17 protein-coding genes are annotated in these 19,482 nt (G+C 53.4%); 4 read left to right on the forward strand and 13 right to left on the reverse strand.

The window, feature by feature from the left end; genetic code table 11:
* Nucleotides 1-7: 7 nt before the first annotated feature.
* On the reverse strand, nt 8-1,147 hold the full coding sequence (locus CJA_RS05335) for a sensor histidine kinase (protein ID WP_238526827.1): 1,140 nt from the start codon (nt 1,145-1,147) through the stop codon (nt 8-10).
* Nucleotides 1,148-1,306: 159 nt separating this feature from the next.
* On the opposite strand from CJA_RS05335, the gene CJA_RS05340 reads away from it, so the two are divergent.
* Nucleotides 1,307-1,819: a TIGR00645 family protein gene (locus CJA_RS05340; protein ID WP_012486737.1), complete on the forward strand. Its 513-nt coding sequence runs from the start codon at nt 1,307-1,309 to the stop codon at nt 1,817-1,819.
* A gap of 79 nt (nt 1,820-1,898) precedes the next feature.
* On the opposite strand, the gene CJA_RS05345 is transcribed toward CJA_RS05340, so the two are convergent.
* The 4 genes from CJA_RS05345 to CJA_RS05360 form a co-directional block, all read right to left on the reverse strand.
* Nucleotides 1,899-3,596 (reverse strand): FAD-binding oxidoreductase, encoded by a 1,698-nt coding sequence (locus CJA_RS05345; RefSeq protein WP_041551146.1) that lies wholly within the window; start codon nt 3,594-3,596, stop codon nt 1,899-1,901.
* Between the two features lie 377 nt (nt 3,597-3,973).
* Nucleotides 3,974-5,122 (reverse strand): succinyl-diaminopimelate desuccinylase, encoded by a 1,149-nt coding sequence (gene dapE / locus CJA_RS05350; protein ID WP_041552017.1) that lies wholly within the window; start codon nt 5,120-5,122, stop codon nt 3,974-3,976.
* A gap of 157 nt (nt 5,123-5,279) precedes the next feature.
* Nucleotides 5,280-5,870: an Hsp20/alpha crystallin family protein gene (locus tag CJA_RS05355; protein ID WP_012486740.1), complete on the reverse strand. Its 591-nt coding sequence runs from the start codon at nt 5,868-5,870 to the stop codon at nt 5,280-5,282.
* 99 nt (nt 5,871-5,969) lie between these two features.
* The gene (locus CJA_RS05360) at nt 5,970-6,437 is read right to left on the reverse strand and encodes an Hsp20 family protein (protein ID WP_012486741.1); all 468 of its coding nucleotides are present in this window, start codon (nt 6,435-6,437) and stop codon (nt 5,970-5,972) included.
* 482 nt (nt 6,438-6,919) lie between these two features.
* Here CJA_RS05360 and CJA_RS05365 point away from each other — a divergent pair, with 482 nt between their 5' ends.
* From CJA_RS05365 to CJA_RS05375, 3 genes are read left to right on the forward strand one after another with little or no spacing between them, the layout of a single operon-like run.
* Nucleotides 6,920-7,876 carry an ABC transporter ATP-binding protein gene (locus CJA_RS05365; RefSeq protein ID WP_012486742.1) on the forward strand — a complete coding sequence of 319 codons (957 nt, stop codon included), beginning with the start codon at nt 6,920-6,922 and terminating at the stop codon, nt 7,874-7,876.
* Entirely contained in the window at nt 7,866-10,757 is a 2,892-nt protein-coding gene (locus tag CJA_RS05370) for a Gldg family protein (RefSeq protein WP_012486743.1), read from the forward strand. Before CJA_RS05365 ends, CJA_RS05370 begins: the two co-directional genes overlap by 11 nt.
* Nucleotides 10,758-10,772: 15 nt before the next feature.
* Nucleotides 10,773-11,771, forward strand: coding sequence for a DUF4340 domain-containing protein (locus tag CJA_RS05375; protein ID WP_012486744.1), 999 nt, complete (start codon nt 10,773-10,775; stop codon nt 11,769-11,771).
* Nucleotides 11,772-11,819: 48 nt separating this feature from the next.
* Here CJA_RS05375 and CJA_RS05380 read toward each other — a convergent pair whose 3' ends face one another.
* The 8 genes from CJA_RS05380 to CJA_RS05415 form a co-directional block, all read right to left on the reverse strand.
* Nucleotides 11,820-12,056, reverse strand: coding sequence for a toxin-antitoxin system HicB family antitoxin (locus tag CJA_RS05380; protein ID WP_012486745.1), 237 nt, complete (start codon nt 12,054-12,056; stop codon nt 11,820-11,822).
* Entirely contained in the window at nt 12,053-12,433 is a 381-nt protein-coding gene (locus CJA_RS05385) for a PIN domain-containing protein (RefSeq protein ID WP_012486746.1), read from the reverse strand. The genes CJA_RS05380 and CJA_RS05385 overlap by 4 nt, the downstream gene beginning before the upstream one ends.
* A 184-nt stretch (nt 12,434-12,617) precedes the next feature.
* The gene (locus CJA_RS05390) at nt 12,618-13,319 is read right to left on the reverse strand and encodes a YebC/PmpR family DNA-binding transcriptional regulator (RefSeq protein ID WP_012486747.1); all 702 of its coding nucleotides are present in this window, start codon (nt 13,317-13,319) and stop codon (nt 12,618-12,620) included.
* A 64-nt stretch (nt 13,320-13,383) separates the two neighbouring features.
* Entirely contained in the window at nt 13,384-14,415 is a 1,032-nt protein-coding gene (gene dapD / locus CJA_RS05395; protein WP_012486748.1) for a 2,3,4,5-tetrahydropyridine-2,6-dicarboxylate N-succinyltransferase, read from the reverse strand.
* A 38-nt stretch (nt 14,416-14,453) separates the two neighbouring features.
* A complete protein-coding gene (locus CJA_RS05400) occupies nt 14,454-14,798 on the reverse strand; it encodes an ArsC family reductase (protein ID WP_012486749.1) in 345 nt (114 codons plus the stop codon).
* Nucleotides 14,795-15,466 carry an endonuclease III gene (gene nth, locus CJA_RS05405; RefSeq protein WP_041551148.1) on the reverse strand — a complete coding sequence of 224 codons (672 nt, stop codon included), beginning with the start codon at nt 15,464-15,466 and terminating at the stop codon, nt 14,795-14,797. The genes CJA_RS05400 and nth overlap by 4 nt, the downstream gene beginning before the upstream one ends.
* Nucleotides 15,463-16,662, reverse strand: coding sequence for a succinyldiaminopimelate transaminase (dapC, locus tag CJA_RS05410; RefSeq protein WP_012486751.1), 1,200 nt, complete (start codon nt 16,660-16,662; stop codon nt 15,463-15,465). The genes nth and dapC overlap by 4 nt, the downstream gene beginning before the upstream one ends.
* Before the next feature lie 30 nt (nt 16,663-16,692).
* Entirely contained in the window at nt 16,693-19,380 is a 2,688-nt protein-coding gene (locus tag CJA_RS05415; protein ID WP_049765403.1) for a [protein-PII] uridylyltransferase, read from the reverse strand.
* Nucleotides 19,381-19,482 lie beyond the last annotated feature (102 nt).

Genomic DNA, 19,482 nt, shown 5'->3' on the forward strand with positions numbered 1-19,482 from the left:
CGATGGCCTATTGCTGTTGAAGTTCATGGGCAGGCAGGGAGATTAAAAATTCGCAACCGCGATGGACACTGGCATGGAGATCGCCCGCCAGGGCTTGCAGGCGCTCCTTGATACCGGTTAATCCGTTGCCGGGGACCAGCTTTTCTACCGCGCCGTTATCGCGCATGCACACCAGCAGCTGGTCATGGTTGCGAGAAAACTCGATCTGGCAGTGATTGCCTTTACTGTGGCGCAGGATATTAGTGGTCAATTCGGTCAGGGCAAGGATCACAGCGGTTTCGGCGCGCGGGGACAGCTGGGGAATTTCACCCGCCAGTTCAACCACAAAGCCGTTCTGGCGCAACTTGTCACAGAGCTCCATGACTTCGCCGGAGAGTCCGCGATGCTTGTAGCCGGAGACTGTCTGGCGCACCAGGCTCAAACTGTTGCGCGCTATCTGGTGCAGCTCCGACAAATGCTGTTCGGCCTGCTCTTGCTTGCTTTGTTTGAGCAGCTTTTCTGCCAGCTCGGCCTTGAGCGCAATGCTGGAGAGGGTGTGTCCCAGGATGTCGTGCAGATCGCGTGCAATGCGCTCCCGCTCGGCGATGATCGCCAGTTGTTCTATCTCCTGCCGACTTTGTATCCAGCGCACTCGTGCATCAAAACGCAATCTTTCAATATAGCCCCAGGCGCTGATGGTGATTACCCCGGAAATGGCAGGGAATGAAAAGAAGGGCACGGGGTAATCAAAATGGAGTTGCAGGGCGAGGATCAGGGCTATCACCAGGGCCAGGATACCCAGGTAAATCCGTGTGCTGTAACAGTAACCAATCAGGAAGCCGACATAGGTAAAAAAAGTACTGGAGCCGGGGGTGTGGGGCGTAATGGCCAGGGCGAGCAGGATAATGGCCAGGATGGGCATCCACACCTGGTGGCGCCCCAGGGTGCTGGCCCAAAGGAACAGGCCGATAAAAATAAAGTAAGCCCCTACCAACAGCGCATATCCGATCAGGTTAAAGGACATGTAATAGAGCGGTACAAAATAATAGAGGCTGAAAATTAGCCAGATCCAGGACTTATCCGAATAGGGAGAGCTGGAACAGTATTGGTAGGAGCTTTTGTCATTCATAGCCTGTGTGCCGGGTGAAGCCTTGGTATTAGTCTGCATGACTCCAGGCGACAGTGCCAGTCGCAGGCGTCACAGGCTGGTTATGACAAATGTCAGCCTGGTGGATAGGGAAGACTCTTTCTGTCACTTGAAAGTCGCTATACTGCGCCCCATTTTGCGCCAACCGCTCTTCCTGTTTCTTTAGACCTTGAGGCCACCATGGAAAAACTGATCGAAAAAACGCTCTACCGTTCGCGCTGGGTCCTGGCGCCTATTTACCTGGGATTGAGCCTGGCAGTGGTTGCCCTGGCCATTAAATTCTTCCAGGAGGTCTTTCACCTGCTGGGACATGTGTTTACCGCTACCGAATCCGATCTGATCCTGACCATCCTGACCCTGATTGATATTGCCATGGTGGGCGGGCTGTTAATTATGGTGATGATGAGTGGCTACGAAAACTTTGTCTCCCAACTGGATGTGGGAGATGGCGAGGAAAAGCTGGGTTGGCTGGGTAAGATGGACTCGGCATCGCTCAAGGCCAAGATTGCTGCAAGCATCGTCGCTATTTCCTCTATCCATTTGCTCAAGCAATTTATGGCCATCAATGTAAATACCCCCAAGGAGCAATTCCCTAACGAAGCCTTGTTCTGGTATGTGGTTATTCACCTGACGTTTGTGTTCTCGGCATTTTTGATGGGGTATCTGGATACGAAAGTGGCTAAGAGCCATTGAGCCCTGAAGTAATATGGGGTATCCCTGTTAATAAAAAACCCGACAGAGCATTGTGTCGGGTTTTTTATTGGAAGGTTTTTTAAGCCTGGTTGCTAGCGGCTTCAATCTGCCGTTTTTCGATGAATGTATTTCGCGAAAACAATTCTTCCAATACAGGTTCCGTCGTCGATATGTCCTCGGCTACCAAGGGTTTGGCATGTTCATACCGGCCACTGGCAATAATGTTGTTGCTGTCCAGGGCCTGTTTTAGCAGGCGCTGCACCTGGGCGCTGGGCGACTCTGCCGGGCAGGCGATCAGCTCCATATAGTCCACGCCCAGGCGGTAGGGGGGCCAGCCGTTTTCCAGGCCCAGCTTCACCAGGGCACGGTAGCAATGTTTGGCGCGTGTGACTGCTTCGGGGTTGTGGCGATCGAACAGCAAGGGAATGGTGCCGGACAGGACGCGCGAGTTGCGTGAAGTCACTGCCAGCAGTGGATCGAAGCCGTGCTCCAGCAGGCAATTGCTCATTACCTGGCGGTATCGCTCCACCTCTTCGCCGGTGAAGGGAACCAGCGGGGCATACCAGAGGATACCTGCACCGTCTTTAGCGGGGTGGGAATGGACATCAAGTTGTTTGGCGCGTGGATCCAGTGCATAGGCAATTTTCAGGAAGGCGACAATCGGATAGCCCTCTACTGTACCCAGGGTATTGACCAGTGCGCCCAGGTGGCGACGCAGGGCGGTGAATCCCCAGGTTGGTAAATAGGATTCGATTTTTTGCAGGGTTTTTATTTGCGCCGGTGTAAAACTCCATACGCGGCACAGACGTAAACGGCGACGTATATCGCGCACGGCACCGGCCACGCTGGCGCGCGAGCCGTAGAGTGTACCCAACCCGGTCCAGGGGGAAATCTTTCGCTCTTTGGCAAGGCGCTGCAGATAATCCTGTCGCGCTTTACCGCGCAGGTTGGATGCCAGCGGTGTATCCACCTGGGTGGAAAGGATTCGGCAGTCGTTCATCATGATAATACCGCCGATGCCGGGTATATCTTCCGTGAGAGAATTCAGCAACGGTTGGCTGGCAATAAAATCAGCCTGGTTGCGCCATTCAAATACAAGGATGCGTGTTGCTTCCGGTGCCCGCGCCAGTTGGACGCGCGCGCGCGTCACAATGCCCATATTGCCCTGGCGCAATAGGCCTGCCCAGGCCGTCCCCGTACCTGCACTCCAGCGCTTGGCCATTTCCCCGCAGTGGAGATCGCGATAGCCATGACGGAATTCGGTGCCATTACCCCAATACCCTTCCAATTCGCTGAGCGCATTAAAGTGATCGGTAAAGGGGGTTAAACCATAGCCGCCATCCAGTGCATTTCCCAGGATATTGCCGTTCGGCCCGACACCGGTTGTCGGCACCAACAGCTTGGCGCCACTGCGTGCAATGGCTGAGTGTAAATCGGCCTGGGTGACACCGGGCTCAATCAGGGCGGTGGCAGAATTGACATCGATATGCACGCGGCGCAATTGTGATAAATCCAGAACCACACTGCGGCTATCGACTGGCAAGGCTGTACCGTAACCAAAGTTGCGGCCACCGCTAATTGGCCAGAGCGGTACCTTGTGGCGATTTGCCAGTGCCAGGATTTGGGGGATGGCATCCACCTCTTTTACCAGCAGTGCGCCTGAGGGACGGCGATCACTGGCGCCAGTGTCTGCGCCATAAATAACCGCTGCTTCATCGCGGCTGATAATTTTCACGCCAGCAACACTGAGCATATCGGAGAAAAATACGGGGTTCATGTTTAAGTTCCTTTCATTCAGGGTGGGATAAAGCGCCAGGTTGAAAACTATATGGCGCGAGCATTTGCCTAGGACCCCAACGTGGGTCTCCAGCAAAACAGTTGCGTACCGCAAGGGGTAGATTCGAACCTCGGCCAGACACTTGATGCGCCATAGCGGCCATGGGGAGCCGAGCAAAAATTATGACAATCCAAAATTTCCGAGATTTTTCAAATGACTAGTGGTTGATTTTTGTTCGGTTGATAATGTGGGTGACGGATTTTTGGCGAGAAAAATACAACGAAGCAATCAATACTGCTGTGTATTAAATAATGCGTATAGAAAAAATAATAACGGAAAATTAAGCCAGGCCTCCATGCCTGTCCTGGTAATGTGATTTACGCCAACAAGATTTCCAGGGTTCGCTCATAAATCGCTGTGAGCTTATTTAAATCTTCGGCACTGATACATTCATTGACTTTGTGGATGGTGGCATTGATAGGGCCAAGCTCTACAACTTGCGCGCCAGTGGGGGCGATAAAACGGCCATCGGAAGTACCGCCAGAGGTGGATAGCTCTGCGTCCAATCCAGTTGCAGTGTTGATGGCATCGACAACAGCATTAACCAGGTCACCGCGTGGTGTCAGGAACGGCTGGCCACTCAGTATCCATTCAAGCTCGTACTTCAGCTCGTGCTTGTCGAGGATGGCCTGGGTGCGCTCGCGCAATATGGCATCGGTCAATTCCGTGGAGAAGCGGAAATTGAATACCACAGTGACCTCACCGGGGATCACATTGGTAGCGCCAGTTCCACCATTGATATTAGATACCTGGAAACTGGTGGCAGGGAAAAATTCGTTGCCGTTATCCCAGTGCTCAGCCGCCAGTTCGGCCAGGGCGGGGGCCAGGGTGTGAATCGGGTTGTCAGCCAGGTGTGGGTAGGCCACATGGCCCTGGATACCCTTGACCTTGAGTACCCCCCCCAGGGAACCGCGACGACCGTTTTTAATCACATCGCCCACCCGTGTTGTGCTCGAAGGCTCACCTACAATGCACCAGGTCATTTTGGTATGGCGCGCTTCCAGCCACTCCACCACCTTGACGGTACCGTTAATCGATGGGCCCTCCTCATCGCTGGTAATCAAAAAAGCGATGCGACCTTTGTGGTTGGGGTGCCTGGCCACAAAGTTTTCGCAGGCGACCACCATGCTGGCGAGGGAGCCTTTCATATCGGCGGCGCCACGGCCATGCAGCATGCCATCGATGATAGTGGGCTCAAAGGGCGGGTTATTCCAATGGGTTTCCGGGCCGGTTGGCACCACATCGGTATGGCCGGCAAACGCCAGTATGGGGCCATCACCACCGCGTATTGCCCAAAAGTTATCTACCTCGCCAAAACGCAGGCGTTCGGTTTTAAAGCCTATCGCTTCCAGACGGCGAATCATCAGTTCCTGGCAACCATCGTCCTCGGGGGTAACCGAGCGGCAGCGAATCAGGTCATGGGCTAATTGCAGGGTGGGGGTGAGCGGTGTTGCAGGGGGCGTCATATCAATGTCCATTACAAACCATCAATCGGAATTGGCGCCGATTCTACCTTGGTTTTCCGGGGACAGCGATGTCCAATCCATCTTTGGCCACAACCGATTAGCGAAAAAAGCCCCGCACCTGCCACGGGGGCAGGGCGAGGCAGGTGCATTAAACCGGTTAATTGATCGGGATACGTTTGCCGCTGTTACCGGCTACCGGTTTGCGCGGGATACGGATGTCCAGCACACCGTTTTCCATCGCGGCGGTAATGGCGTCCTGGTCGCAGTCTTCAGGAAGGGTGAGCGTGCGCTGAAAACTGCCGTAACTGCGCTCTATGCGGTAGTAATGCCGATCGCTGGTTTCGCTTTCCTCTTTCTTCTCCCCGCGAATGCTGAGTACACCTTGATGTAACTCCAGCGTGATGTCTTTGTCGGTCAAGCCCGGGGCTTCAAGGCTGATGTGGTATTGCTTGTCATCGCTGGCCACATTCAATTTGGCCTGGAAACCAACGCGGTTAACGACGCTGTCATTGAGCCAGTCGCTGTACACAGAGGGTAAACCAAAACCGCGCAATGCCTGTTCGAACAGGTGATCAATATCGCGTTGCAATTGCAGCATGGGCCAGTGGCTGCGATAAACCGGTGGCCTGCTATCCGGTTCCGCCGGTGCGTTGGCAGCGGGTTCACTGCGTTTTACGGGGATTGTCGCGTCGTTGCGATTTTCCTCGTGTTTAAACCAGTTCCAGGGATTAAGTTGTTGCAGGTTCATAGATGCTCCTCGCGCCGGTGCGCCCTTAATCATCAATCAACATGACCGTGACCTGTTGCTCAGAAAGGCGAGGGCAATCGCTGCCCTCGCACAGACAACTTAGGCTGCTTTACTCTCTTCAGCCTTGTGCTGGATCAAATTCCCACTGCTGCTGATAGCAATGTTTTTGGGCTTCATCGCCTCGGGAATTTCCTTCACCAGACTGATGGTGAGCAAGCCGTTGTTGAGTTGGGCACCGGTCACTTCCACGTAGTCAGCCAGGCTGAATTTACGCTCGAAGGTACGGGTGGCAATGCCTTGGTGCAGATACTTGCGCTCTTTGCCTTCGTCGGTTTTTTTGCCGCGCACGGTCAGCACGCCGCGCTCAACCTGGATATCCAGTTCACCTTCCTCGAAGCCGGCGACCGCCAGGGTAATGCCGTAGCGGTTGTCGCCGACCACCTCGATATTGTAAGGCGGATAGCCGGCAGAGCTTTGGTCGGCGCGGAGCGCTGTATCCAAGAGTGAACCCAGTCGGTCAAAGCCGATGGTGCTGCGATAGAGAGGGGAAAGATCAATTGTGTTCATAAAATATCCTCCATAAAGAAGCGATAGAAAATTGACAACAATTAATAGTGTGACGGCTCTACAGGAGACGCCGGTCACGTTCGATAAATTAGAGGCAACTTTGCCGTTTTCAAGTGTTGGCTGTGCGCAGGTTTCATATCATTTTTTTCTTTAACGCCGGCCTTGTATAAAATTTGGATGTTAAGGGCTTGAACTTTTTTGGAGCGGCCCTATCTAAGCGCGCATCTTCGTCTTCTACGATTGTTTTGTGGGAATACTCCCGTTATTGAGGAAAAAACAATGTATAACGCGACCTCTCTAGTGTGTATGGCTTTCCCGCTGGGGCGACATCCCCCTCCATTTCCCAAGCCCTGATTCCTTATTGCCGATCGGATACCTGAGCGGTATCTATCCCTGTTGCTGCCATTGGCTCAGTGTGCAGTGGCGTATTGTTTTGTGACTATTGATTGGGTCATTTTTTAAATCATCCTAAGGAGGTCCTTATGCTGGAAGTAAACCGGCTCAAGCGAGCCTATGGCGAGGTTGTTGCCGTCGATTCGGTGAGTTTCTCAATTGCCAACAATGGGATAGTGGGATTGCTGGGCCATAATGGTGCCGGTAAAACCACGGTGATGAAGATGCTCAGCGGTTACCTGGAGCCCAGTGCCGGCACCATTTATTTCGATGGCCTGTCGCTGGCGGATAACACTAAGGCCTTGCAGCAAAAAATTGGTTACCTGCCGGAGAGTTTGCCTGTCTATCCGGAAATGAGTGTGGCGGAATATCTGGAGTACGCCGCCGAACTGAAGGGATTGCGCGACGCACAAAAAGCGGCAGAGGTGAAGCGTGTCATACTCGCCACCGATATTGCCAGTAAATTACTTGCGCCGATTGCAACTCTGTCGCGCGGTTACAAGCAGCGGGTCGGTGTTGCCCAGGCGTTACTGGGCAAGCCCAGCCTGCTTATCCTGGATGAACCCACCAATGGCCTGGATCCCACCCAAACCCTGCAAATGCGTGAATTAATCCGTTCCATTGCCAAGGAGGCGACCATCATTCTGTCCACTCACATCATGCAGGAAGTAGAAGCCCTCTGCGATCGTGTGTTGATGATGCGGGCTGGCAAGTTGGTGATTGATGCCACGCTCAGTCAACTGCGCCAGAGCCAGGGTATTGTGTTGCACACCAATCTTTCTTCTCATGAAATGGAACAGTACCTGGACGCAATCGACGGCATCCAGGCGATCACTGCGCTTGGCGCAGGGCAGTGGCGCTTACAATTAATGGAGGGCGCTGATGCGCGCCTACTCAGTGCAACCCTGGCAAAAACCCTGGTTGCACAGGGTGCCGAGCTTTACCAATTGCAGGCTGAACGTCGCGATCTGGAGAGCCTGTTCCGCGATGTGAACGAAGGCCGTGGTCTCGACCTGGTACAGGAGGCTATGGAACATGCAGCCTAAACACAGTATCAGCCGCATTGCGCGCAAAGAAATCGCGCTGTTTTTTTCAGCGCCGATTGCCTATTTATTCCTGGCGGCTTTTGCCGGCATCACCTTGTTTACCTTTTTTTGGGGCGAAGCTTTTTTTGCACGCAATATCGCCGATGTACGCCCGTTGTTCGAGTGGATGCCGCTGCTGTTAATTTTTCTGGCCAGCACTCTCACTATGCGTTTGTGGAGTGAGGAGCGCCGCACCGGAACACTGGAACATATACTCACCCAACCAGTGCCGCTGTGGCATTTTGTGGTGGGCAAATTTCTCGGTTGCCTCACACTGCTGGTAATCGCACTGCTGATGACGTTGCCACTGCCCATTACCGTGTCCATCCTTGGCGACCTGGATTGGGGGCCGGTGTGGGCCGGGTATCTCGCCACCTTATTATTGGGTGCGGCTTACCTGAGCATCGGTTTGTTTGTTTCGTCGCGCAGCGATAACCAGATTGTCAGCCTGATCAGCGCTGTGGCCCTGAGCGGTATTTTTTACTTACTGGGCAGCAAGGCGATTACCGACTTTTTTGGTAACAGCGCAGGTGAGTGGTTGCGCTTGCTGGGAACCGGCTCGCGCTTCGAATCCATCACCCGCGGCGTAATCGACCTGCGCGACCTGTATTACTACATCAGCCTGATCCTGGTATTTCTTGCGCTGAACACCTTCTCGCTGGAGCGTGAGCGCTGGGCTGCCAGCGGTGATAAACAACATCACCAGCACTGGCGGCTGGTTACCGCCTTGCTGTTGGTAAATGCCCTGGGTGCCAACCTGTGGTTGGGGCAAATCAACAGCCTGCGTGTTGATGCTACCGAAGGTAAACAATATTCGATCTCGCCGGCCACCCAACAATACCTGGCGCAATTGCAGGAACCCTTGTTGATACGCGGTTATTTCAGCGGCAAGACCCATCCGCTGCTGTCGCCGCTGGTACCGCAACTGCGCGACCTGATGAAAGAATATGAAATTGAAAGCAGGGGAAAGGTACGCGTTGAATTTATCGATCCGGTCGCCCATCCCGAACTGGAGGAGGAAGCCAACCAGAAATACGCGATCCAGCCCGTGCCCTTCCAGGTGGCGGATCGCTACCAGGCGGCGGTGGTCAACTCCTACTTTAATGTGCTGGTGCAGTATGGCGATGAATACCAGGTATTGGGCTTCCGCGACCTGATTGAGGTGAAATCCTCTGCGGATATGGATATTGACGTAAAGCTGCGCAATCCCGAACACGATCTGACCCGCGCTATCAAAAAGGTCTTACACAGCTATCAGGCGGGCGGCAATTTGTTCGATACCGTCAAGGGCGAACTGGTCTTCAATGCCTATGTATCGGCCGATGAGGCACTGCCGCAACAATTGCGCGACTTCAAAAATATCCTGCGCAGCGAAACCGAAAAACAACAGCAAAAGGCCAATGGCCGCCTGCAGGTTAACTTCCTCGACCCCGATGCCGAGGGTGGCAAACTGGGTGAGCAGATTGCCAATGATTATGGTTTTAAACCCATGGCAACCAGCCTGCTAAGCAATGAGCGCTTTTACTTCTATATGACGCTCGCGCAGGGCGACCAGATTGTGCAAATCCCGCTGGATGATTTGAGTAGCGCCAGTTTTGAGCGCAACCTGGCGGCAGCGGTTAAACGCTTTGCCACCGGCTTTACCAAAACGCTTGCCTGGGTTGGATCGGCACCCGCTTACGATCCGCACGGTATGGGCCATGGCGGTACGCAGTTCAATCAACTGGAGCAATTCCTCAGTGCCGAATTAAATATCCAGCGCGAGGATTTATCCGATGGCCGTGTCAGCGGCCAGGCCGATATTCTTTTCCTGGCCGCCCCTAAAGCCCTGGATGAAAAACAACTGTTTGCAGTTGATCAATTCCTGATGCAGGGCGGTACTGTCATCGCAGCAACCTCACCCTATGCCGTCAACATGAGCCAGCGCAGCCTCAGCTTACAGCGCCAGGAGTCAGGTCTGGACGACTGGCTGAAACACCATGGCATCGGCATTGAGTCCAAACTGGTGATGGATAAGCAAAATGTACCCTTCCCGGTGCCTGTAACACGCAACCTCGGCGGTTTCAGCGTGCAGGAAATGCGCATGCTGGATTATCCCTATTTTGTCGATGTGCGCGGTGCCGGTTTGAATGCCGATAACGCCATTACCGCCAACTTGCCGCAAATAACCCTGGCCTGGGCGTCGCCGATCCTTATCGATGCCGAGAAACAAAAAACACGCACTGTGATCGAGTTATTGCGCAGCTCGGATAAATCCTGGCTGAGCAGCAGCATGAATATCGTTCCGCAGATTACCGAAGGCAGTTTAACCCGTTACCTGCCCGAGGGGGAGCAAAAAAAACATCTGCTGGGCGCAGTGGTGCAAGGCCGGTTTGAATCCTTCTTTGCCGGTAAGGAATCCCCACTGCTGAAAAAAGCCGAGGACAGTAGCGCACCGGATAGTGAACACGCTGAGCAAAACGCGAGTGAAAGCCGCGCAACCATCAGCAGTGTCATCGCCCACTCGCCGGATTCTGCGCGGATTATTTTGTTCAGCTCCAACGACTTTATCGGCGATCCGGTTGTCAGCATGGCGGGCGCCGCCAGCGGTGGCCAGTACCTGGGCAGCTTGCAATTGATGGCCAATACTTTTGACTGGGCACTGGAGGATGAAGGGCTATTGAGTATCCGCGCGCGCAGCAATTTCAATCGAACCCTGCCTGCGATGGAGGAGAGTACACGCGTATTCTGGGAATACCTCAATTACGGCCTGGCGTTATTGGCGCTCTTGCTGGTTGGCCTGGTGCAGCACCAGTTCAAGCGCGCGCGCGAAAAACGTTATCAGCAGTGGATGGCTACCTGATTGGAGAAACCGTTTATGAATGCATCAATACAACCCCAGTCTACCCCGGTATACCGTGAAAACGTTATCACCACAAAGCATGGCTGGTCGCGCCAGCTATTGTTATTGCTGGTGGTCCAGGTGTTATTGGTGATCGGCATTTATGCTTACCAACACCAGGCACAACCGCAACTGGAGGCGCAGGCGTTGCTGGACATGAACATCGACAGTGTTGATAAATGGGTGATCAGCGATGCCAGCAACAGTGTAACCCTGGTGAAGTCCGCCAATGTCTGGCAGTTACCGGAGTTACACCAGTTGCCGGTAGAAGCACAAAAACTGGATAGCCTGCTCGATAAACTCAAGGGCACCAAGCTCACCTGGCCGGTGGCCACCACCGAGTCCAGCCATGAGCGCTTTGAGGTTGCGGAGAGTAAATTCCAGCGGCGTATCAGCTTGTTTGCGGGTGATAAAAAGCTGGGTGATATATTCTTCGGCACTTCACCCGGTTTTAAAAAAGTGCATCTGCGCCGCGCCGGTGAAAAAGCGGTTTATGCGGTAGAGCTGTCCAGCTTTGAGTTTTCCACAACTGACAAGGACTGGCTGGAAACAGAATTACTGGCAGCCAAACAGCCCCGCCAAATCCGCGGCAGTGACTATCAACTGCAGCAAGAGGGCGATAACTGGCGCTTTGCCGATGACGCCAGTGCCAAGGTGGACAATAACAAAGCCAGGGCGCTGGTCGATGCCCTGTCTGGTTTTATGGTCCAGGAAGTGGCAGTCGGCAAGCCGGAGGGCGAAGCCATTCGCCTGGAGGTGAACACCGCAGCAGGAGAATGGCAGTACGAATTTATCAAGGCCGGTGATGACTACTTCGTGAGGCGCAACGATAGGGATTTGTTTTTCAAGGTCAGTGCGTATGAATTTGAGCGTATAGCGCAGATCAAAAAAGCTGACCTGCTGGAACCTGTTACACCAGCAGAAGAAGGCGCCGTTGCAGGACAAGAGACTGTTACAGAAGAAAACGCGGACTAACCTATTGGCGACGCTAACAAAACGGGCGCGTGGTGCGCCCGTTTTGTTTTACAGTTTATCCTGAGGATCAGCCGATACATCAGGCACTTTATCCATGAGTTGTAAAAAAGCTGATCGATCGGCGTTGGCTGCACGCTCTTTTAGATATTCTTCTGTCAGGTAGGCTGCCATTTTTTCCGCGATAGCGGAGGCTGCGAATTGGTTAATTGAAATTCCATCTTTTTTGGCCAGAATTTTGATCTGCTCGTGCAGAGAGTCTGGCAAGCGTAAACTTAATGTGCTCATAACAACCCCTGCTCTTTGAGAAATATTTGTGGCGTCACTACGTTGATACCGAAATATTTTTCCGTACCGGAAAAATCCCGTTCGTTAAATGTCACTATGTAATCGCTTTTTGAGGCTACAGCCGCTTCCAATACGAGATCGTCTTTGGGATCTTTCAGAAAAGGACGCCATAGAAAAAAGATCTGTGCTATTTGTGCTTCACTCAGAAAATAATCCAGTAGTACATCCACATCTTTGGTATTCAGATGAGGCAATAGTCCTGTGCGCTTTAGTACGGCTTCGTATTCGATAAAAAGTGGTACAGAAACGCAAGGTCGGTAGCTGCCATCGCCCAGATGGCGCAGTAACCTGTAGGCGCTTCCTTGGCGTGAACGCAATGCAGAACCAGCACATTGGTATCAATAACGATTGATAGCCCATTTTTTGGTATTGTAGGTGATACCATTTTTACCTGCCATGGCGTCTTATTTTGTTTTTATTAATTGGTTTTTTTATTTTTCATAGCCACTAAATATAAAGTGCCAGCAAGGCTGGCACGTTGATTTGACGAGACCGGGTCAGTTATCCCGCCAATCCCACATAAACCTCATGCACATCGTCATCATTGTCGATGGCAGCGAGGAAGGCTTCGACTTCGTTGAGTGCTTCGCCATCGAGGCTTACCGGGTTTTTGGGTTTGTAGCCCAGTTTGGCGGAGACAACGGTAAAGCCTTGGCCGGGCAGGGCTTTTTGTACCAGGTCCAGGTCGGTCAGGTCGGTGTAGAAGGTGGCGGTGCCGTCTTCGTCCACTTCAAAGTCCTGGGCACCGGCTTCGATAGCGGCCATTTCGACGTCCGCGTCTTTGCTGGCAGGTGTTGCTTCGATGATACCCAGATGATCAAAGTCCCAGGATACTGAACCGGATGTACCCAGTTGGCCTTTGCGGAATAGGCCGCGGATATTGGAGATGGTGCGGTTGACGTTGTCGGTCAGGCACTCAACAATCACCGGCACCTGGTGCGGTGCAAAACCTTCGTAGACCACTTTTTCGTAGTTGATGTTGCCATCGAGTTGGCCTGAGCCTTTTTTAATCGCGCGTTCCAGGGTTTCACGCGTCATGGAGGCTTTTTTGGCCGCTTCTACCGCGAGACGCAGGCGCGGATTCATGTCCGGGTCGGCGCCATTGCGCGCGGCAACCATGATTTCCTTGGTGAGTTTGGTAAACAGTTTACCCTTGGCGTTGGCCGCCTCTTCTTTGTGTTTGGCTTTCCACTGAGCACCCATGATTGGCTCCTCTGTTATTGGTCGTGCGGGCTGGCGTGAAGCACAACCTGCACTGTGATCACGATTAGTTAGCGTGCAAGGCCGCGTTTAGTTGCAGCGCGCTTTTATTGCTGACGGCCTCGACACGGCCATTGAGCGAGTTGCGACGGAATACCAGGTCAGCAACACCAGCCAGTTCGCGCGCTTTCACGGTTTTCACTTCCTGGCCCTGGTCGTCCAGGATCACCACCTTGGTGCCGGCAGTGATATAGAGGCCGGATTCTACTTTGCAGCGGTCGCCCAGGGGAATACCTATACCGGCGTTGGCACCGATCAGGGATTCCTTGCCGACAGAGATCACAATGTTACCGCCACCGGACAGGGTACCCATGGTGGAGCTGCCGCCGCCCAGGTCGGAACCGGCGCCGACAAATACACCGGCAGAAATACGGCCTTCGATCATCGCCGGGCCTTCAGTGCCCGCATTAAAGTTCACAAAACCTTCGTGCATGATGGTGGTGCCTTCGCCGATATAGGCACCCAGGCGCACGCGCGCGGTGTGGGCGATACGCACACCGCTGGGCACGACATAATTGGTCATCTTGGGGAATTTATCCACGCAGGACACTTCCAGTTCCTCGCCACTCAGGCGCGCCTGCAATTGGCGCTCGGGCAATTCATTAATGTCGATAGCGCCCTGGCTGGTCCAGGCCACATTGGGCAGTACACCAAAAATACCGGCCAATACGGTGCCATGGGGTTTTACTAACCGATGTGATAGCAGGTGCAGTTTCAAATAAGCTTCGGGTACTGAGGTGGGGTTAGTGTCGGTTTCAAGCAGGGTGGCCACCAACGGGCGGGTACTGCTGGTGAGGTGAGTGGCCAGGGCGGCGAGACTGGTTTCGCCTGCTTCCTCCAGTGCAGTGGCAATGGCATCGGCTTGCTCGTGGTTAATGGCGATGGCCTGGTTGCCACCGCTGTAGCCGAGGATGTTACCGATGGCGCGCGCGCTGGCTTCCGCGGGCTTTAGCGCTGGCTGTGCGTAAAAGACTTCCAGCCATTCGCCTTTGGAGTTTTGCGTGCCTATACCCAGGCCGAGTGCATAAAGTTGAGTCATGATGCTTTCCTATCGTCTTTAAAACGTCAAAGGGTGAATTATGAAAATAACTGTTGGTACTCGGCCTCTTTAAAACCGAGCTGCTTGTGGCTACCGGTGTCCAGCAACGGGCGCTTAATCAGGGTTGGATTGGCCGCAATAATTTTGGGTGCTGTGGATTCGCTGAATGCCGCTTTGCTGGCATCGTCCAGTGCTTTCCAGGTGGTGCTGCGCTTGTTAACCAACTGCTCCAACCCAAGTTCGCGAATCCAGTGATTGATTTGGGTTTCACTCAGTCCGTCAGTGCGGAAATCGTGGAATTGGTAGTCAATACCATGTTGCTCCAGCCAGTTACGCGCTTTTTTGACGGTGTCACAATTTTTAATGCCGTAGAGGATTGTCATGGTTTTAATACGATCTTGGGTTTTTTACGATTGGGGTAACAGGTTCTGCAGATCTCGCACACAGTGCCATCACAGCCCCGTGCACTGCAGTGTTCGCGCCCGTAATAAATAATTTGCAGGTGCAGGTCGTTCCAGCGTTCTTGGGGAAACAGGCGTTTTAAATCCTTTTCGGTTTGCACCACGTTTTTGCCGTTGGTTAAACCCCAGCGCTGCGCCAGGCGATGAATATGGGTATCTACCGGGAAGGCCGGATGGCCAAAGCCCTGGCTCATCACCACACTCGCTGTTTTATGGCCCACACCGGGGAGTCGCTCCAGCGCTTCCCAATCTTCCGGTACCTGGCCATTGTGCTCATCCATCAGCATGCTGGATAACACCGAAATCGCCCTGGATTTTTGCGGTGATAGCCCACAGGGGCGAATGATTTCCTGGATTTTTTCCACCGGGACTTTGGCCATATCCGCCGGGTTATCGGCCAGGGCAAACAGTGCCGGCGTTACTGTGTTGACGCGTTCGTCGGTGCATTGTGCGGAAAGCAGTACGGCAATCAACAGGGTATAGGCGTCTTCGTGCTGCAATGGAATGGGTGGCTGCGGGTAGAGTTCCTGCAGTCTGCGCAGAATAAACGCGATCCGCTGGGATTTGCTAAGTGGTTTTAATTCGCTCATAGGTTTTGCAAAAAAGTTTTGATTCGTTCTGCGGCTTCCACACATTCCTCCAGCGAGGCCACCAGCGCCATACGCACATAGTCCTCACCGGGGTTGATGCCATTGGTTGCGCGCGCCAGGAAACTGCCGGGCAGTACTGTGACGCGCTGTTGCGCGAAAAGCTGCTGCGCAAATAGCTCGCCTTTTAGCGGGGTTTTGGGCCAGAGGTAAAAACTGGCATCGGGTTTGTGTACGTCCAGCAGGTTGCCGAGTATACCGAGTACCGCATCGAACTTTTGGCGATAGGCGGTGCGATTGGCAATGACATGTTGCTCGTCACCCCAGGCGGCAATGCTGGCTAATTGGGTCGGCACCGGCAAGGCGCAGCCGTGGTAGGTGCGGTATAACAGGAACTTTTCCAGGATACGCGCGTCGCCACCGACAAAGCCCGAGCGCAATCCCGGCAGGTTGGAGCGCTTGGACAAACTGTGGAATACCACACAGCGGGCAAAATCATCGCGTCCCAGTTCTGCGCAGGCCTGCAATAAACCGGCAGGTGGCTTGCCTTCATCAAAATACAGTTCTGAATAGCACTCGTCGGAGGCGATGACAAAATCGTATTCGTCGGCCAGGGCAATCAGTTGCTTGAGTTGCGCAAGACCCATCACGGCGCCGGTAGGGTTGCCGGGTGAGCAGATAAATAACAATTGACAGCGGCTCCACACCTCGGCAGGCACTGCAGCAAAGTCGGGAATAAAATGATTTTCGGGGGTGCAATTTAAAAAATAGGGTTCAGCACCGGCAAGAATCGCGGCGCCTTCGTAAATCTGGTAGAACGGGTTGGGTGATATCACCAGCGGTGCAGGCTTGTTGCGATCAACGATAACCTGGGTAAAGGAGAACAGGGCTTCGCGGGTCCCACTAACGGGCAGTACATTAGCATTGGCAGTAAAGCTGCCGGGCTGTAAATGAAAACGTGCGCTGGCCCAATTAGCAATCGCCGTGCGCAATTCCGGCAGGCCTTTGGTGCTGGGATATTGCGACAACTTGCCCAGGTTTTCAGCCAGGGTTTGCAACACAAAAGCGGGTGGAGTGTGTTTGGGTTCGCCAATCGACAGGAAGATGTCGTTGAGTGATGCCGGTGCCGCCACGGCAGCCTTTAGTGCTGCGAGTTTTTCGAAAGGGTAGGCGTGCAGGCGCTGTAAATCCGGATTCATGGTACCAATTCTATATAAATGTTAATAAGTTCAGTGTTTATCAACGCGCTTGTCCAGCTGCTCGCAGATTTCCTGCTGGAGTTTTTCGCACAGCACCGGATCACCCAGGGGTTTTCCCTGGCTGTCGACAATAAAGAAAATATCCTCAACCCGCTCGCCCAGGGTGGCAATTTTGGCGTTGAGTAGCTGGATATCAAAATCCATAAAAATCCTCCCGATACAGGCCAGCAGGCCGGGGCGGTCGGGGCTGATAACTTCCAGCACACTGCAATTGCGGATCATATCGGTGTTGAGTGAAGTGCGCGTTGGCGACGCAAAATATTTCAGGCGGCGCGGTGTGCGTCGGCCAATGACATCGCGGTAGTTATCGACCAGGCCCAATTCATCAATCAGCGTTTGCTGGATTTTTTTCAGCAGTGTCGGATTGTTGCCCAAAGGTTCACCGTCCTCGTTGAGCACAAAGAAGGTATCAATGGTATGGCCGGAATTAGAACTGTAAATCTTGGCATCCTGGATGCTCAGGTTAAGTTGCGCCAGGGCGGTGGCAACAGCGACAAAAACGTTTTTTTGATCCTTGCTGTACACAAAGATTTGCGTGGCGCCCGCCAATTCCTTATTGGCGGTTTTTTTGATCAGGACCAGTGGCTGGTCATCGGTCCTCGCCGCTATCGCATGGGTATGCCAGGCAATATCGGTAAAGTTTTCACGCAGGAAATAGTCGTCGCCCATATCACCCCAGATGGCGAGAACCTGCGGCTCACTCAACCCCTTGCGCGCCAGCTTGCGAATAGCGGCTTGCTGGGTTTCCTCAATTAGATCCTGCCTGTCGACGGTATTTTCCAGGCCGCGGCGCAGGGCGCGACGGGTATCCAGATAAAGCTGGCGCATCAGGCTGGCGCGCCAGGTATTCCACAGTTCCTTGTTGGTGCCGTTAATATCGGCCACGGTAAGGCAGTAGAGATAATCCAGGTGCAACTGGTCGCCCACGGTCAGTGCAAATTTATGGATGACTTCCGGGTCGGAAATATCCTGCTTTTGTGAGACGTGTGACATCAGCAGGTGCTTTTCCACCAGCCAGCACACCAGGCGGGTTTCGCGCGGCGAGATGCCGTGGCGAACACAAAACTCCTCGGCATCGACAGCGCCCAGGGTGGAATGGTCACCACCGCGGCCTTTGCCAATATCGTGATAGAGACCGGCGATATACAGCAGTTCCAGTTTGGGCAGGCGCGTCATGATATGTGCGGCTACCGGGAAGTCATCTTTGGCCGATGGCAACAAAAAGTTACACATGTTCTGCACTACTTTCAGGGTGTGTGCATCCACGGTGTAAATATGGAAAAGGTCGTGCTGCATCTGCCCGGTGACCAGTCCGAATTCAGGTAGATAGAGGCCGAGGATACCGTAGCGCGACATAAGTCTGAGCTGTTCTACCAGCCCGGCAGGCTGCTGCAACAATTTGATAAACAGCTGGGTGTTTTTGGAGTTGCTGCGAAAGTTGTCATCGATCAGATGGCGGCTTTCACGTATCCAGCGAATAGTGGAGGCGCGCACTCCTTCGATGTGCGGGTCCTGTGCCATCAATACAAAAATTTCCAGCAGTGCAGAGGGTGTCTCCTCAAACACATAGGTGTGGGTCGCTTCAATGTAATTATCGCGCAGTTGGAAGCGCTCATTGATCGACACGACATTCCTGGTTTTGCCTTTTTGCAGGATGGCTTCCGATAAAAATTGCAGTACCACATCATTGAGTTCGCGCAGCGCCAACACGGTGCGATAGTACTTGTGCATAAACTGTTCGACTGCCAGCCCTTCATGGCTGTCGACATAGCCAAACAATTTGGCGATTTCGCGCTGGTAATCAAAGATCAGCCGCTCTTCCGGGCGTTTGGCGACCATATGCAGTGCGTAGCGTACACGCCACAAATATTCCTCACCGGAGTTGAGCTGCGAAAACTCCTCGTCGGTAAAAAAGCCCTTGCCTTCAAGTTGCTTGAGGGTGCGCACACCAAAGAAGCGCTTGGTGACCCAACTGATGGTTTGTATATCGCGCAATCCGCCGGGGGCATTTTTGATATTGGGTTCGAGGTTGTATTCGGTATCGTTGTATTTTTTGTGGCGCTCTATTTGCTCATCGTATTTGGCACGGAAGAAATCTTCGGCGGACCAAATTTTATCTGGCGTAGATTCCTGCATGAGTTCGTAGCGCAGCGATACATCACCCACCAGGGTGCGCGACTCCATGATATTGGTGGCGACGGTAATATCGGTGCGTGCAATGTCAATGGTCTGCTTGATGGTACGCACACTGCTGCCGATTTCCAGGCCGATGTCCCACAACAGGGTGAGGAAGCGCTCGATATTGTCCTTGCACTCATCAAAGACCTCGGCGCGATGCAGGATTAACAGATCAATATCCGAAGCCGGGTGCAGTTCGCCGCGACCATAACCGCCAACCGCTTCCAGGCTGATACGCTGTGGCCAGGTGAATTGATGCCAGGCGTAATGGAGGATACAGTCGATAAACAGTGCGCGCTCATAAACCAGCGTGCGAATATCCTCGCCTTCTACAAAGCGCCGGTTGAATTGGATACCGGCAGCACTGAGGGCATCCTTGAAGACCGTGATAACCGGTTGTTCACCCAGGGCGCGGCGAAATCGGCTTTGATCAAAAAAGAACAGCGGACGTTCGAAGTAGGGCACCATGGATATCGGCATAAACTGGATGTCTTCCTCTCGGAAACTCAAATCGGCTGATGAGTGTGATTAGGGTGAATCAAGTTGTGGAGGGGCTGTTGCACCCTCCGCAAAACATCCCGG

The sequence above is a fragment of the Cellvibrio japonicus Ueda107 genome (assembly GCF_000019225.1).
GTDB classification, from domain to species: domain Bacteria; phylum Pseudomonadota; class Gammaproteobacteria; order Pseudomonadales; family Cellvibrionaceae; genus Cellvibrio; species Cellvibrio japonicus.

What these genes read in the sequence shown, in the direction of transcription:
- CJA_RS05400 (WP_012486749.1), bottom strand. Translation starts at nt 14,798, where the DNA reads ATGACAATCCTCTACGGCATTAAAAATTGTGACACCGTCAAAAAAGCG.
- CJA_RS05365 (WP_012486742.1), top strand. Translation starts at nt 6,920, where the DNA reads ATGCTGGAAGTAAACCGGCTCAAGCGAGCCTATGGCGAGGTTGTTGCC.
- dapD (WP_012486748.1), bottom strand. Translation starts at nt 14,415, where the DNA reads ATGACTCAACTTTATGCACTCGGCCTGGGTATAGGCACGCAAAACTCC.
- dapC (WP_012486751.1), bottom strand. Translation starts at nt 16,662, where the DNA reads ATGAATCCGGATTTACAGCGCCTGCACGCCTACCCTTTCGAAAAACTC.
- CJA_RS05370 (WP_012486743.1), top strand. Translation starts at nt 7,866, where the DNA reads ATGCAGCCTAAACACAGTATCAGCCGCATTGCGCGCAAAGAAATCGCG.
- CJA_RS05345 (WP_041551146.1), bottom strand. Translation starts at nt 3,596, where the DNA reads ATGAACCCCGTATTTTTCTCCGATATGCTCAGTGTTGCTGGCGTGAAA.
- CJA_RS05355 (WP_012486740.1), bottom strand. Translation starts at nt 5,870, where the DNA reads ATGAACCTGCAACAACTTAATCCCTGGAACTGGTTTAAACACGAGGAA.
- CJA_RS05360 (WP_012486741.1), bottom strand. Translation starts at nt 6,437, where the DNA reads ATGAACACAATTGATCTTTCCCCTCTCTATCGCAGCACCATCGGCTTT.
- CJA_RS05335 (WP_238526827.1), bottom strand. Translation starts at nt 1,147, where the DNA reads ATGCAGACTAATACCAAGGCTTCACCCGGCACACAGGCTATGAATGAC.
- nth (WP_041551148.1), bottom strand. Translation starts at nt 15,466, where the DNA reads ATGAGCGAATTAAAACCACTTAGCAAATCCCAGCGGATCGCGTTTATT.
- dapE (WP_041552017.1), bottom strand. Translation starts at nt 5,122, where the DNA reads ATGACGCCCCCTGCAACACCGCTCACCCCCACCCTGCAATTAGCCCAT.
- CJA_RS05375 (WP_012486744.1), top strand. Translation starts at nt 10,773, where the DNA reads ATGAATGCATCAATACAACCCCAGTCTACCCCGGTATACCGTGAAAAC.
- CJA_RS05340 (WP_012486737.1), top strand. Translation starts at nt 1,307, where the DNA reads ATGGAAAAACTGATCGAAAAAACGCTCTACCGTTCGCGCTGGGTCCTG.
- CJA_RS05415 (WP_049765403.1), bottom strand. Translation starts at nt 19,380, where the DNA reads ATGCCGATATCCATGGTGCCCTACTTCGAACGTCCGCTGTTCTTTTTT.
- CJA_RS05390 (WP_012486747.1), bottom strand. Translation starts at nt 13,319, where the DNA reads ATGGGTGCTCAGTGGAAAGCCAAACACAAAGAAGAGGCGGCCAACGCC.
- CJA_RS05380 (WP_012486745.1), bottom strand. Translation starts at nt 12,056, where the DNA reads ATGAGCACATTAAGTTTACGCTTGCCAGACTCTCTGCACGAGCAGATC.